Here is a 15,001-nt window from a genome sequence, read left to right as displayed (position 1 = left end):
ATACACTCTGTTTAATTTATATACGGTCATGTACAGGTAGTTTTGAGTACAATGTTACGATCATCAGAACATTGCTACAACGATTATGACTTATCAACAACCGCTAGAACTAAGCCTACACACATCAAACCCCAGCAAAATCAATGCCAGTATTATCTGGCTACATGGTCTTGGGGCCGATGGCTATGATTTCGAACCGATTGCACAGCGCCTTTTAGGGAACCCAGCATTTAATCATGTGCGATTTATACTACCACACGCACCAGATATGGCTGTAACCAGAAATAATGGCTATATCATGCCTGCTTGGTATGATATTTATGGCAACATTCCTGTTGTGCAGGAAGATGAATCAGGTATAAAAACTAGTGAGGAATACATCAACTCGTTGATTAATAATGAGATTAATAGGGATGTCAATTCTAACAGGATTTTTCTTGCAGGTTTTTCTCAAGGTGGAGCAATCGCCTTACATACCGCATTGCGTTACCCGCAGAGACTAGCTGGAGTACTGGCACTTTCTACCTATGTGCCACTCCACTCTTTGCTAAGCAAAGAAGCACATTTAGCCAATATGAAGATGCCAATTTTCATGGCACACGGCACATTTGATGACATTATCCCGCTGAGCATGGCTGAAAAATCGCGCAATTTATTACAAAGCTGTCAATATTCCGTCAGTTGGCATCAATACAACATGGCACACTCGCTGTGTGAACAAGAAATTATCGATATTGAAAGCTTCCTAGCACAAGTTTTGTCCTGAGATTTACCTTAAGATTTGATAGAATAGCGTATTGATTAAACTTAGCCCTTGGGACACGATGCCTGCATCTAAAGCAAAGACCAGCACTAAAGCTGGTGACAAAGACACACTAGAGCCAACACTCAGCTTCGAACAGGCATTTGCCGAGCTAGAAGGCATCGTAGCGCAAATGGAGTCAGGGCAAATGCAGCTAGAGGCGTCGCTGAAGGCTTACAAACGCGGTAACTTATTACTCGCGCTCTGCCAGCAATCACTGGCCGATGTTGAACAGCAAGTCAAAGTTCTTAATGAGCGCCAACAGCTTACTTCATTCAACACCAATGACTAACATCCGCATGACTGATAGCGTTACAACTGATTTTTTAATATGGGCAAAAGACAAGCAAGACCATATTGAAATCGTGCTGAATGAAGTACTGCCAAGCCAGACAACCACGCCAGAAATACTGCATAGTGCTATGCGCTATAGCTTACTGGGCGGCGGCAAGCGCGTAAGAGCTCTGCTTTGCTACGCAGCAGCAGAATTGTGCGCGACGAACACCACGATTGCTGATGCTGCAGCCTGTGCTGTGGAAATGATTCATGCGTACTCGTTAGTACACGATGATATGCCTTGCATGGATAATGATGACTTACGCCGTGGTAAACCGAGCTGCCATAAACAGTACGATGATGCGACCGCATTACTGGTAGGCGATGCACTGCAAAGCTTGGCGTTTGATGTACTATCCACGCCAACGCTTTGCGAAAATGCTAATCAACAAATATCTATGCTGAACATTCTGGCAAAAGCATCCGGCTCATTAGGGATGGCCGGTGGGCAGGCGATTGATCTAGCGTCAATTGGCAAATCACTCACCCAAAATGAGCTAGAAACTATGCACAAGCTAAAAACTGGGGCGCTGATTCAGGCTGCAGCACTACTGGGTGCATCAAGCGGTACAACTGAACAAATGTCTGCCGTCATCACATATGCAGAGCATATTGGCCTGGCGTTTCAAGTTGTTGATGACATTCTCGATGTAGAGGCAGACACCAGCACATTAGGAAAAACCGCGGGTAAAGATGCCGATAGTAGCAAACCCACGTATGTGACTATTTTAGGTTTAGATCACGCCAAGAAATTAGCGGACCAACTTTATGAAACCGCTATCAGCGCCTTAATACCTTTTGGCGAAGATGCAAAACGCCTGCGCGAGTTGGCAGGCTTTATTTTACATCGCAGTTTTTAACCTCAACCGCCACTTAAAGTAATAAATACCACTCGTGACTCCATTATTAAACACCATTAACTATCCAGAACAACTACGGTTACTTGAACGTAGGGAATTAGCCCAACTTGCTCAAGAGCTACGTTTATTTTTGGTAGATAGTGTAGCCAAAACCGGTGGCCATTTAGCCTCTAATCTTGGCGTAGTTGAGTTAACTATTGCATTACACTATGTATTCAACACTCCAGACGATAAGTTAGTATGGGATGTTGGACACCAAACTTACCCGCACAAAATACTAACCGGTCGCCGTGAAGCCATGCAAAATCTGCGTAAGCCACAAGGGATTGCAGGCTTTCCTAGACGCAATGAAAGTGAGTACGACACTTTCGGCACTGGGCACTCCAGTACTTCAATTTCTGCCGCATTGGGCATGGCAGTTGCTGCCCAGCAGGCTGGTAGCGAGCGCCGCTCAGTCGCAATTATCGGCGACGGCGCCATGACTGCTGGCATGGCATTTGAAGCACTAAATAATGCAGGCAATATGGATGCGAACTTGCTGGTCGTACTAAACGACAACGACATGAGCATTTCTAACAATGTCGGTGCACTGAACAATTATTTAGCTAAGCTACTCTCCAGCCGCTTCTATGGCACCGTCAGAAAGTCCGGTAAAAAAGTGTTATCCGCATTACCGCCGATGATGGAGTTTGCCAAACGCGCTGAAGAACATGTCAAAGGCATGGTCACCCCAGGCACACTGTTTGAAGAGTTTGGCTTCAACTATATCGGACCGATTGATGGTCATGATTTAGATGCTTTGATTGATACGCTGCACAACATTAAACAGCTAAGTGGGCCACAGTTCTTACATATCGTAACGCAAAAGGGTAAAGGCTTTGAACCCGCGGAAGCAAATCCGAATAAGTTTCATGGCGTTGGTAAATTCGACCCATTTAACGGCAATGCGATCAGTGCCAAAGCCGCTAAGTCATATACCGAGGTTTTTGGGGACTGGCTCGTTGATATGGCTGAGTCTGACCACAGACTTATCGGCATTACCCCAGCCATGTGCGACGGCTCTGGCTTGAACGCGTTTGCCAGTAAATATCCAGAGCGCTATTATGATGTAGGTATTGCAGAGCAACACGCGCTCACATTTGCGGCTGGCATGGCTTGTGATGGATTAAAGCCGGTCGTTGCAATTTATAGCACTTTTTTACAGCGTGCTTACGACCAACTGATTCATGACATTGCATTGCAAAACCTACCTGTCCTATTAGCAATAGATCGCGCAGGCTTAGTGGGTGCAGACGGTCCGACACATGCCGGCAGCTTTGATTTAACTTTCATGCGCTGCATTCCAAATATCGTCATCATGACCCCTAGCGATGAAAATGAGTGTCGCCAAATGCTAACCACGGGTTTTCTGTACGACGGCGTAGCCGCTGTACGCTATCCTAGAGGCAGTGGCACAGGCGCATTAGTCAGCACAAAACTTGAGCCGATTGAAATTGGCAAAGGCAGCATTGAACGCCAAGGCGAAAAAATAGCAATTTTGGCGTTTGGCTCCATGTTAGCGCCCGCATTAGAAGCCGCCGAAAGAATCAATGCCACAGTGGCTAATATGCGTTTTGTTAAGCCTATAGATCACGCACTTATCGCACAGCTTGCAAACACACATACGGCAATTATTACCATAGAAGAAAACTGCGTAATGGGTGGCGCCGGCTCTGCCGTGATGGAGTCATTACAAGCCATACAATCAAACTTGCCACACTCAATTAAAACACTAAGCCTAGGTTTACCAGACCAATTTATTGAACACGGCGTGCATGAAACTATGCTGGCCGAATGCGGTCTAGATGCTAAAGGAATAGCCTCAGCAATTGCGAAGCTAATAACCTAGTGTTATACTCAACTAATATTTGTAAAATTTAAGAAAATATACATGGATCAGACTACGCACAAAAACCCGATTGAAGATGTACAAAACACTGTTGACACACGTCACCTAGCCATTGATAAAGTTGGCATTAAGGCCATTCGCCACCCAGTAGTCGTCAAAGACAAAACTGGCGGTGAGCAGCACACCGTTGCCATGTTTAACATGTACGTGCACCTACCTCAGCAATTTAAGGGTACTCACATGTCTCGTTTTGTTGAAATTCTCAACATGAATGAGCATGCTATTTCTGTAGAGTCTTTTGAAACCATTTTACGTGAAATGGTAAAACGTCTTGAAGCGGAATCTGGTCACATAGAAATGACGTTCCCATACTTCGTGAACAAAGCCGCACCTATTTCTGGTGTAAAAAGCTTACTAGATTACGAAGTCACGTTTATTGGTGAAATCCATCAAGATAATTTTGAAATCACAGTAAAAGTATTAGTACCAGTAACCAGCCTCTGCCCATGCAGTAAGAAAATCTCTAACTACGGTGCGCACAATCAGCGTTCACACGTAACGGTTACCGCTTTGATTAACGACTTCATCTGGATAGAAGACATTATCAATTTGGTTGAAAAACAAGCATCATGTGAGCTATACGGTCTACTCAAACGCCCAGATGAGAAGTTCGTTACTGAGCGTGCTTACGACAATCCAAAATTTGTTGAAGATATGGTGCGTGATGTTGCTGCACAGCTCAACGCAGAAAAGCGTATCGTGGCTTACACAGTAGAATCAGAGAACTTTGAATCTATACATAACCATTCAGCATACGCCTTAATCGAAAAAGACAAGCGCGTATAACCTACAAAAAAAGCCACTTTATTAAGTGGCTTTTTTTGTATACTCAGCATTAAAATGCTTAGCGCATACTAACAAACGCTTAATATTTCTTCGTCAGTGTCATGGTACTGCCTTGGTGCTTCACCTCCATACGGCTCAAAGCGCTCATCCCCATTAGCACCACCGAAGGAAAGCCTCCCTCCAACACGCTGCCCTCAACCTGACTTAGCGTAATATTGCCAATTTTCAAATTGGCAATAGTGACACGATATGCAGTGACCACGCCATTTGCTGTTGACACTAGCACAGGCTCGCCTTTTTTATAATCAATCTTAGCAAACTTAGCATCCCCGCTATTTAGGGCAACGGTAGTCGCTCCGGTATCAATTAAAAATTTCAAAGCTGCACCATTAATCTTACACTCAGAAACAAAATGTCCACCCGAACTTGCATACAGCGTAACACTGGCATTACTGTTTGCTGAGACCTCGCCGACGGAAGCCGCCTGCCCCATGCCCAACCGCGTTGTTTTGCCTTCAATCAATAGCGTGGCTGAACTGCTATCTGCAGCAATCAGCTTAACGCCATCCACCGTCTGCCCTACGCTCAAGGTTTGCGGCTTGCCGCCATTAATCATCATCACCGCTTTGCTGCTAAACAACCCTACAATATTCACGCGCGTATTTGCACTCGCAGAGTGTGCTAGCAGTGATACTGAAATTGACAACATAATCAGCAAGCTTCGACGTAACTTTACTCGTACCATTATTTGAACATCCCATGTTGAGTGACAGATTGCTTACTTAGGTGTAAGCCGAGCGCTACAACCGCAAAACCAAATAGCGGAAAAACTGCCGCCAACATAAACGTGTGCTGGCCGCCTAGATACTGTAGCGCATAGCCGCCGGCTATCCCGCCAATCGTCCCACCCACACCATATGCCACGCTGTTATATATAGCCTGCCCTTTTGCTTGGTGCCTACCATTAAAGAACTGGGTAATGACCTCAACTGATGCCGCATGAAAACTACCAAACGTGGCCGCGTGCAAAGTTTGGGCAAAAATCAATACCCATACATGATCAACAGCAACACCAATCAAACTAAAGCGAATCACTGCTAACACTAAGCTCACCAGCAAGATGGTTTTTAACGTATACCTAGCCAAAATTTTAGGCATCAACATGAAAATAACAATCTCACAGATGACGCCTACTGCCCACAACAAGCCTATCATGCCTTTACTATAACCATGCTCACTCAAATAGATGGAGTAAAAGTTATAAAGCACCCCATGTGCCGTCACCATTAATGAGCAACCAACCAGCAAAGCAATGACATTAGGTTGCCGTACCACCTGCCAGATTGAAAAATGGTCATGAGGATGTGCCGCGAGTTTAGGCTCAGGCAATGAGTAAGTCAGCACAAACAATGTAATTTGTACCGCAAGTAAAAACCACAGCAAACTTGCAATACCAGCCCAATCTATCAAAAAACCCAGCACCACCGCAGCCACAATAAAACCAGATGAACCCCACATCCGGATACGGCTATAGTGCCCATTAGTTGTGGCAAGATGCGCCAAAGTAAGCGACTCAGCCAAGGGCAAGGTGGAGCTGGTGAACAAACTTAGTGCAGCCATCACAAAAAACATCCAGAAAAAACCATGTGCCCAAAATACCGCAATAAACCCGCACAAACCTAAAAAAGCGGTGAGCCTGATCCAGGGTGCGCGCTTCCCGGTATGATCAGCTAACCAGCCCCAGAAGTTGGGCGCAAAGATGCGGCTAATCTGGAATAACGACATCAGCACCCCGATATCTGCCGCAGAAAATTGCTCAGACTTTAAATACAAGCCCCAATAAGGCACAAACGCACCCACAAAGAAGTAGTAGATAAAATAAAACCGAGAGAGCCGATAATGTAAGTCTGTATGCATATACATATCATACCGATAAAAAAAGTCGGCAGATGCCGACTTTTTACTTAAAATTGAATTGTGAGTGGTTTTAACCTAGTTTATATAATTTTAGGTGTTGTGCATTGAACGTCTGCATTTTGAGCGCGATTACGCAAAGCGTGATCCATCAACACCATTGCCAGCATCGCTTCCACAATCGGGGTTGCACGCACGCCAACACAAGGGTCATGGCGACCAGTGGTCTGCATCGTCACCGCATTGCCGTTTTTATCAATCGAACGTCGCTCTTGTGGAATGCTAGATGTAGGCTTTAATGCCACGTTCACTCTTATTTCCTGCCCAGTGGATATACCGCCCAAAATACCACCCGCATGGTTAGTAACAAAGCCTTGCGGTGTCATTTCATCAGAATGCACGCTGCCACGTTGCGCAATGCTAGAAAAACCTGCGCCGATTTCCACACCTTTTACCGCATTGATGCTCATCATGGCATAAGCAATTTCAGCATCTAATCGGTCAAAAATTGGCTCACCTAGGCCTACTGGCACATGTTCCGCCACCACAGTAATACGTGCGCCCACAGAGTCACGTTCTGCACGAATTTTATCTAGGTAATCCTCAAGTGTTGGCAAGATGCTGACATTAGGTGAGAAAAACGGATTGTCATTTACTACATCCCAACTTTCAAACGGGATATCAATTTCACCTAATTGGCTCATATAGCCGCGCACAGAAACGCAAAAACGCTCTTTTAGCCATTTTTTCGCAATCGCACCCGCAGCCACGCGTGCAGCTGTTTCACGTGCACTTGAGCGACCACCTCCGCGATAATCGCGCACTCCGTATTTTTGCGTATAGGTATAGTCAGCATGCCCTGGGCGGAATGTATCCATAATCTTGCTGTAATCTTGACTACGCTGATCGGTATTGCGAATCAGCAAACCAATCGGTGCACCAGTAGTTTTACCTTCAAACACACCAGACAGTATCTCCACCATGTCCGCCTCTTGGCGTTGTGTCACATGGCGTGAGGTACCAGGCTTACGGCGATCTAAATCAATTTGCAAGTCTTCAGCAGTCAATGCCAAGCCTGGTGGGCAGCCATCGACGATACCGCCAATCGCAGCACCGTGCGACTCACCAAATGATGTAAAGGTAAAAAGCTTGCCAAGTGTATTGCCAGACATGATACGACCTCAATTAAAGTTAAGTGATTTTAACATACCCGAGCAACATGTTAATTAAGCAAGCCTTTAATCCACTGCGTATACACCTGATTTGCAACTTTATTGAGAAAAAAACAATGCAACGGCAATGTTTGCTGCATGGTTTCAACATCCTGCACCGCCGGGCTGCTCTGTGCAGATGCGACTTCTTCCGCACCAACCACACACCACTCACTTACCATCGCCTCGGTCATCTCTATATGGCACTGCAAAGCCAAATGTTTTTGGCCTATTGCATATGCTTGATTCTCGCAATATTTGCTTGCCAAAATATGCACAGCTCCCTCAGGCAAGCTGAAAGTTTCACCATGCCAATGAAAGGCATTAAAGCTCTCTAACTCACCAAACCAATGTTGGGCTGCGTTATTGACACTGATATTCACCTCGCCCCAACCAATTTCCTTAATCGCATTTTGTGTCACCACTGCGCCCAAAGCTTTACTCATTAACTGTGCGCCCAAACAATGCCCTAACACAGGAACATCAGCATCCACGGCCTGACGAATTAAATCCAGCACAGGCGGGATCCAAGGCAAGTCGTCATTCACACTCATCGGCCCACCCATCAGCACAATACCGCTATAGGCATCTATTGAAGCAGGAACTGCATCACCCTCATCAATTTTCACCAAAATCCAAGGGATCCCTTGCGCGTCTAAAAAGTCAGAAAAATATCCCGGACCTTCACTGTTAAAGTGGCGAAAAATAATCACTGGCTTCATGCTGTTAACACCTTGTACTCTCCATTTACTATACCGTCTATTGTGTAGCGCCCAATCGCATACCGGATCAAACGCAAGGTTGGAAAACCAACTTTTGCCGTCATACGCCGCACTTGTCGATTCTTACCCTCAGAAATTTTGATTTGCAGCCATGTGGTAGGAATAGCCTTGCGCTCACGAATCGGCGGGCTTCTTAACCACAAATCGGCAGGCTCATTGATGACACTAACCTCCGCTGGTTGCGTTATAAAATCACCCAAATCGACACCAATTCTCAGCGGCTGCAACTCTTCGTCAGACGGCGCGCCTTCAACTTGTACCCAGTAAGTTTTAATTTCTTTATGTTTTGGATGGCTTAAACGATGTTGCAATGCCCCATCATCGGTTAAAATAAGCAAACCTTCACTATCAGTATCTAAACGTCCGGCTGCATATACATCAGGGATAGGAATAAAGTCTTTTAACGTGGCGTGCCTGTTATCAGGATTCGGTGAGTCATGCGGGCTAAATTGGCACACGACGTTAAACGGTTTATTAAATAAAATTATCATCTTAGGAAATTGTGAATGACTTCGAAAATTATCAAACCTAGTACAGGCGAAAAAATTTCTGTTAATGCAGACAATACGCTAAACGTACCCAACAACCCTATTATCCCATTTATTGAAGGTGATGGCATAGGCATTGATATTACCCCACCTATGATCAAAGTTGTAGACACCGCAGTCAACAAGGCTTATGGCGGCACAAGAAAAATCTCATGGATGGAAGTATTCGCCGGCGAAAAAGCAGTAAAGGTTTACGGTAAAGACAAAGAAGGCAAAGACACCTGGCTGCCAAGCGAAACCATGCAAGCGGTACGCGATTACGTGATTTCAATCAAAGGTCCTTTAACCACACCAGTAGGCGGCGGCATTCGCTCATTAAACGTATCGCTGCGCCAAGAGCTTGACCTTTATGTATGCTTACGCCCAGTACAATACTTCACTGGCGTACCTAGCCCAGTAAAACACCCTGAAAAAACCGACATGGTAATCTTCCGTGAGAACACCGAAGACATTTACGCAGGTATTGAGTGGGCAGCAGGCACTGATGAAGTAGAAAAAGTCATCAACTTCCTGAGCGATATGGGTATGCGTAAAAAAATACGCTTCCCTGAATCATCAGCAATTGGCATCAAACCAGTTTCAATTGATGGTAGCCAACGCCTAGTGCGCAAGGCGATTCAATACGCGATTGATAACAACCGTAAATCAGTAACGATTGCCCACAAAGGCAACATCATGAAATTTACAGAAGGCGGTTTCAGAGACTGGGGCTATGAAGTAGCAAAACAAGAGTTTGGCGCGGTTGAGATTGACGGTGGGCCATGGTGCAAATTGCCAAATGGCATCATCATTAAAGACTGCATTGCCGATGCATTCTTACAAGAAATCTTGCTACACCCACAAGATTACGATGTAGTCGCCACCCTTAACTTAAATGGTGACTACGTTAGTGACGCGCTGGCAGCTCAAGTAGGCGGCATTGGTATTGCTCCAGGCGCAAACTTAAGTGACACGGTTGCCATGTTTGAAGCAACACACGGCACCGCACCTAAAATTGCCGGCAAGAACATCGCCAACCCAAGCTCATTGATCCTGTCTGCTGAAATGATGCTACGTCACTTAGGATGGACAGAAGCTGCCGACCTAGTACTTAAAGGCGTAGCGAATGCAATTATCAGCAAACGTGTGACTAGCGACTTCTCATCACAAATGGAAGGCGCGACTCAAGTAGGCACAGCGGAATTTGGTGACGAAATTATTGCCAATATGCCGTAATTATCACAAGTTCGATTAGAAAAAAGGCTCTTTATGCGGCAATGCATAAAGAGCCTTTTGAGTATTGGGGACCAGATGTAGGCTAACCCAAATGTAGTTTAGATAAAACTTAAGCTTTCTGAATATTTGAAGCTTGTTTACCTTTTGGGCCTTCAGTTAAATCAAAACTTACACGTTGACCTTCTTTTAGGCTTTTATAACCAGATTCTACAATTGCTGAGAAGTGTGCGAATAAATCGTCACCACCATCATCAGGCGTAATAAAACCAAAACCTTTAGAATCATTAAACCATTTTACGGTACCTGTTGCCATTTCATACATCCTTACATAATACAAAGGGGGGCGCCCCAAAAAGTTTGCCTCAAGAACATAAAGTCGCAGTAACTAAAAACCAAAGCTGGCTGCAAAAAACTCGAATTCAAACACCTAAGCATATTTATAAGTTGCTTTTTCCAAGATGTCAAGTAGTTTTTTTAATGCCAAACACCGCTGTAATTCAACAGCATCATCATGTTGCCAAGTTTTTGCATAGCGCCATTAGAAAAGCACTGATTTTTCATCATAAAAGACGTAAAGCCTTTACAAAAAAAAACGTAAAGTGCATTATTGGTCTGAATTAATTAACTGTAATTGCTTGTAAGCTCATTCAACCACGACAACCAATATGGCAACTGCAACTTCACAAACAAAACTAAGTGGTCTAGCTAGAACATTAATTCAAGAAAAGCTACTTTCTGAAGACGAAGCAAGAGCGGTTGAGGCTCAAGCATCCTCTGCAAACGCCTCTTTTATTTCGCAGCTTATTCAAAGCAAAAAACTCAGTGCATTAAGTATTGCAGAAGCCTCAGCAAAGGCGTTTGGCTTCCCTTACTTCAATCTTGATGCGTTCAACCCAGACTACTTACCCGCCAAACAAATTGACAGCAAACTGGCTATTAGTAATCGCGTAATAGGCCTGCAAGCACGCAACAATGTACTTTATGTTGCAATCTCTGACCCCACCAACATACTTGCATTAGACAGCGTACAATTTCAGATGGGCATGAACATTTCGCCTATTGTGGTTGAGGACGATAAGCTTGGACGCTGGATAGAAAAAGTGATTCAAGCTAAAGACACCAGTCTAAAATCATTAGATATTGGAAATGATGATGATTTTGGCTTTAGTGATGAAAACCCAAATGCCATAGAAGAAGAACAAGTTGAAACAGAGGTCGATGATGCCCCTGTCGTACGTTTTCTAAATAAAATGCTGCTAGACGCCATTAACATGGGCGCATCTGACTTACATTTTGAACCATATGAGAAGTTTTATCGTGTACGTTACCGTATAGATGGCGCGTTGCGGGAGATTAACCAGCCTCCCCTCGCGATTAAAGAAAAACTAGCATCTCGCATTAAAGTTATTTCGAGCATGGACATTTCGGAAAAACGCATTCCGCAAGATGGCCGTATGAAGCTAGTACTCTCTAAAACACGTACTATTGATTTCCGGGTGAGCACACTACCGCTGATTCATGGTGAGAAAATCGTAATGCGTATTCTTGACCCAGCTAGCGCCACCCTTGGTATTGAAGCGCTGGGTTATGAGCCTATACAAAAAGAACGTTTGCTCAACGCAGTAAGCCGCCCCTATGGCTTAGTGTTAGTAACAGGTCCAACGGGGTCAGGCAAGACAGTATCTCTGTATACGTGCTTAAACATTCTTAACAGCCCAGACGTGAACATATCAACGGCGGAAGATCCATGTGAGATCCCACTAGCCGGGATCAACCAAGTCAACGTTAACGACAAACAAGGTTTGACGTTTGCAGCGGCATTAAAGTCATTTTTACGGCAAGATCCAGATGTGATTATGATTGGTGAGATTCGCGACTTAGAAACTGCGGATATGGCCATCAAGGCCGCATCCACTGGTCATATGGTGCTATCAACACTGCACACTAATGATGCACCATCTACATTAACGCGCCTACTCAATATGGGAGTTGCACCATTTAATATTGCGTCAGCAGTCTCACTCATCACAGCTCAGCGCTTGGCTCGAAGATTGTGTAAACATTGTAAGATTCCTATCACCATACCTAAAGAAGCACTCTTGAATGTAGGTTTTATTGAAGAGGACTTCAATGAAAGCTGGCAACTTTATGCCCACAACCCAGAAGGATGCGAGCTCTGTAATGCCGGTTATAAGGGACGCGTAGGTATTTACCAAGTGATGCCTATTACAGATGCAATTAGCCGCATTATTATGAAAAACGGCACAGCACACGACATTGCAGACCAAGCCAAAATTGAGGGCGTCAATGACTTACGTCGCTCAGGTGTACTCAAAGTGATACAAGGCTTAACTTCTATCGAAGAAGTAGAGGCCTGCACTAATGAATAGTTTTTTAAAATACGTCAATTTACAAGTATGCTAGTAATACTTATTCAGTTTAAAGTACGCTAAATCAATAAATTATAAATAAATCACTCAGGGAATGATTATGGCAGCTAATCCTAAGGCCACAAAAGAAGTTATTTATACTTGGGTAGGTAAAGATAAAAAAGGCAAAGTCGTTAAGGGGGAGATGAAAGCGTCTGGCGAGTCATTTGTCAGTGCTACGTTACGCCGCCAAGGGATTACTGTCACCAAAATTAAAAAACAAAGCGGCTTTGCAAAAACAGGAAAAGTCTCGGATAAAGATATCACGCTATTCACTCGCCAACTCGCGACCATGATGAAGTCAGGTGTTCCCCTACTGCAATCCTTCGATATTGTGGGTAAGGGGCATAGCAATCCTGCTGTAGCAAAACTGTTAAATGATATTAAATCAGATGTAGAAACCGGCAGCAGCCTAAGTGCCGCATTCCGTAAGTATCCTTTGTATTTTGACGCCCTATTCTGCAATTTAATTGGCGCTGGCGAACAGGCTGGCATTCTGGATACCCTACTCGATAGGCTTGCGACTTATAAAGAAAAAATCCTCGCAATTAAATCAAAAATTAAATCTGCCTTGTTTTATCCTATTTCTATTATAGTTGTTGCGTTTATCATCACAACAGTAATTATGATTTTTGTAGTGCCAGCATTTAAAGATTTATTTTCCAGCTTTGGTGCCGACCTTCCAGGTCCAACCCTAGTTGTGATGGCTATATCTGATGGTTTTGTGGAGTGGTGGTGGGCAATCTTTGGCTCTATTGGCTTTGGACTATGGTTCTTTTTCTACACATGGAAGCGATCCATCTCTATGCAAGCAACAATGGATAGGCTAATGTTAAAACTGCCTATATTTGGTGAACTCATCCGCAAAGCAACTATTGCAAGATTTGCCCGCACTATGGCCACCATGTTTTCGGCTGGGGTGCCACTAGTTGAAGCCTTGGACTCGGTTGCAGGTGCATCCGGGAACAGGGTGTATTACGATGCAACAAAAAGAATCCAAAGTGAAATCAGCACCGGCACCAGTTTGACTGTAGCCATGCAGAATGCTGAAGTCTTCCCTAATATGGTCCTACAGATGACAGCAATTGGTGAAGAGTCTGGCGCATTAGATTCTATGCTAAGCAAGGTTGCAGATTTTTATGAGGCTGAAGTTGACGATGCCGTAGAAGCATTATCAAGCCTGATGGAACCTATCATTATGGTGGTACTTGGGGTGCTGATTGGCGGTTTGGTCGTCGCGTTGTATCTACCTATTTTCAAACTTGGTCAAGTTGTTGGTTAGTTTTAAGAAAAAACAGGGTGATATAAATCACCCTGTTGAGTAGGTTAGCACTAATTATTTTTTACTTGCGGATGCAAGCATGCGTTCAATTTCCTTATAAGGCTGTGCGCCTAACATGCGTTTACCATCAGCAAAGATTAAGGTAGGCGTGCTGGTCACTCCGACTTTCCGCGCAAGCTCCCCTACTTTTTCCAAGGGCACATCACAACTGCCAGCGGAGCTCGCTAATTGGTCTCTTAAAATCCAATCTTCCCAAGCTTTCACACGGTCTTTAGCACACCAAATTAGCTTTGATTTATTCGCGGCATCTGGGTGTAATTGTTCGATTGGGTATAAGAAAGTATAAATGGTGACATCAGTAATGTTAGTCAACTCATTACGCTCTAAACGTTTGCAGAAAGGGCAATCTACATCGGAGAAAACAACCAGTTTACGGCTACCATTCCCCTTCACCACTTTAATCGCCTGATTTAGCGGCAATGTTGAGAAGTCAATTTTAGTTAACTCCTCCAAGCGCTCGCCAGTAAGGTCTTTTTTGGTTTTTGGATCAACCAAACGACCTTCTGCGATTAAAAATGACATTTTTTCATCTGTGTAAATAATCTGACCGCCCATAAACACTTCGTACAAGCCGGCATAAGGTGTTTTGGTGACCTTCTCCACTTTAAACTTAGGATAAGCAGACTCAACGGCTTTTTTAACACTAGCTTCGTCTGCCACAGCGGCTGTAGCAAACGCGCTCAGTAATGCAATACTAGCGAACTTCTTTAACATCTAATTTCCTTTAAGTAAGATGGATAACATTTACACAAAACCAATCAGAATCATGACAGCATTCGACTACATTTAAACGCTTTACTTCAAGTTAAGTGCTTTTCAATTAAGTGA

15 protein-coding genes are annotated in these 15,001 nt (G+C 44.2%); 8 read left to right on the top strand and 7 right to left on the bottom strand.

Features of this window, described 5'->3' with window-relative positions:
* Positions 1–85 precede the first annotated feature (85 nt).
* From VGD82_RS07490 to folE2, 5 genes are read left to right on the top strand one after another with little or no spacing between them, the layout of a single operon-like run.
* On the top strand, positions 86–766 hold the full coding sequence (locus tag VGD82_RS07490) for an alpha/beta hydrolase (protein WP_331019803.1): 681 nt from the start codon (positions 86–88) through the stop codon (positions 764–766).
* A gap of 58 nt (positions 767–824) precedes the next feature.
* A complete protein-coding gene (locus VGD82_RS07485) occupies positions 825–1,094 on the top strand; it encodes an exodeoxyribonuclease VII small subunit (protein ID WP_331019837.1) in 270 nt (89 codons plus the stop codon).
* Complete coding sequence (locus VGD82_RS07480) at positions 1,087–1,998, top strand: farnesyl diphosphate synthase (protein WP_331019802.1); 912 nt, start codon at positions 1,087–1,089, stop codon at positions 1,996–1,998. The genes VGD82_RS07485 and VGD82_RS07480 overlap by 8 nt, the downstream gene beginning before the upstream one ends.
* Positions 1,999–2,032: 34 nt before the next feature.
* On the top strand, positions 2,033–3,886 hold the full coding sequence (dxs, locus tag VGD82_RS07475) for a 1-deoxy-D-xylulose-5-phosphate synthase (RefSeq protein WP_331019801.1): 1,854 nt from the start codon (positions 2,033–2,035) through the stop codon (positions 3,884–3,886).
* A gap of 42 nt (positions 3,887–3,928) precedes the next feature.
* On the top strand, positions 3,929–4,732 hold the full coding sequence (folE2, locus tag VGD82_RS07470) for a GTP cyclohydrolase FolE2 (protein ID WP_135276135.1): 804 nt from the start codon (positions 3,929–3,931) through the stop codon (positions 4,730–4,732).
* 79 nt (positions 4,733–4,811) lie between these two features.
* On the opposite strand, the gene VGD82_RS07465 is transcribed toward folE2, so the two are convergent.
* The 5 genes from VGD82_RS07465 to VGD82_RS07445 all read right to left on the bottom strand — a co-directional run bounded on the left by VGD82_RS07465 (position 4,812) and on the right by VGD82_RS07445 (position 9,130).
* Positions 4,812–5,441, bottom strand: a complete 630-nt coding sequence (locus tag VGD82_RS07465) for a retropepsin-like aspartic protease family protein (RefSeq protein ID WP_331019800.1) — start codon at positions 5,439–5,441, stop codon at positions 4,812–4,814.
* Positions 5,442–5,476: 35 nt separating this feature from the next.
* A complete protein-coding gene (locus VGD82_RS07460) occupies positions 5,477–6,649 on the bottom strand; it encodes an MFS transporter (protein ID WP_331019799.1) in 1,173 nt (390 codons plus the stop codon).
* 80 nt (positions 6,650–6,729) lie between these two features.
* Complete coding sequence (aroC, locus tag VGD82_RS07455) at positions 6,730–7,818, bottom strand: chorismate synthase (protein ID WP_331019798.1); 1,089 nt, start codon at positions 7,816–7,818, stop codon at positions 6,730–6,732.
* A gap of 50 nt (positions 7,819–7,868) precedes the next feature.
* The gene (locus tag VGD82_RS07450; RefSeq protein ID WP_331019797.1) at positions 7,869–8,579 is read right to left on the bottom strand and encodes a type 1 glutamine amidotransferase; all 711 of its coding nucleotides are present in this window, start codon (positions 8,577–8,579) and stop codon (positions 7,869–7,871) included.
* Positions 8,576–9,130, bottom strand: coding sequence for a pseudouridine synthase (locus tag VGD82_RS07445; protein WP_331019796.1), 555 nt, complete (start codon positions 9,128–9,130; stop codon positions 8,576–8,578). Before VGD82_RS07445 ends, VGD82_RS07450 begins: the two co-directional genes overlap by 4 nt.
* 15 nt (positions 9,131–9,145) lie before the next feature.
* Between VGD82_RS07445 and icd the strand changes: the two genes are divergently transcribed.
* Positions 9,146–10,402 (top strand): NADP-dependent isocitrate dehydrogenase, encoded by a 1,257-nt coding sequence (gene icd / locus VGD82_RS07440; protein WP_331019795.1) that lies wholly within the window; start codon positions 9,146–9,148, stop codon positions 10,400–10,402.
* A gap of 109 nt (positions 10,403–10,511) precedes the next feature.
* Here the strand turns inward: icd and VGD82_RS07435 are convergent, their stop codons facing one another.
* Complete coding sequence (locus VGD82_RS07435; protein WP_015831543.1) at positions 10,512–10,715, bottom strand: cold-shock protein; 204 nt, start codon at positions 10,713–10,715, stop codon at positions 10,512–10,514.
* Between the two features lie 352 nt (positions 10,716–11,067).
* On the opposite strand from VGD82_RS07435, the gene pilB reads away from it, so the two are divergent.
* Together pilB and VGD82_RS07425 are read left to right on the top strand one after the other, a co-directional pair.
* Entirely contained in the window at positions 11,068–12,792 is a 1,725-nt protein-coding gene (gene pilB, locus VGD82_RS07430) for a type IV-A pilus assembly ATPase PilB (RefSeq protein ID WP_331019794.1), read from the top strand.
* Positions 12,793–12,892: 100 nt separating this feature from the next.
* A complete protein-coding gene (locus tag VGD82_RS07425; RefSeq protein WP_331019793.1) occupies positions 12,893–14,113 on the top strand; it encodes a type II secretion system F family protein in 1,221 nt (406 codons plus the stop codon).
* A 54-nt stretch (positions 14,114–14,167) separates the two neighbouring features.
* On the opposite strand, the gene VGD82_RS07420 is transcribed toward VGD82_RS07425, so the two are convergent.
* Positions 14,168–14,887, bottom strand: coding sequence for a DsbC family protein (locus VGD82_RS07420; protein ID WP_331019792.1), 720 nt, complete (start codon positions 14,885–14,887; stop codon positions 14,168–14,170).
* Positions 14,888–15,001 lie beyond the last annotated feature (114 nt).

Source organism: Methylotenera sp. (assembly GCF_036401095.1).
In the GTDB taxonomy this organism is placed as follows: domain Bacteria; phylum Pseudomonadota; class Gammaproteobacteria; order Burkholderiales; family Methylophilaceae; genus Methylotenera.
Note: the sequence above shows the minus strand (reverse complement) of the source record. Positions and strands in the feature narration are given on the sequence as shown.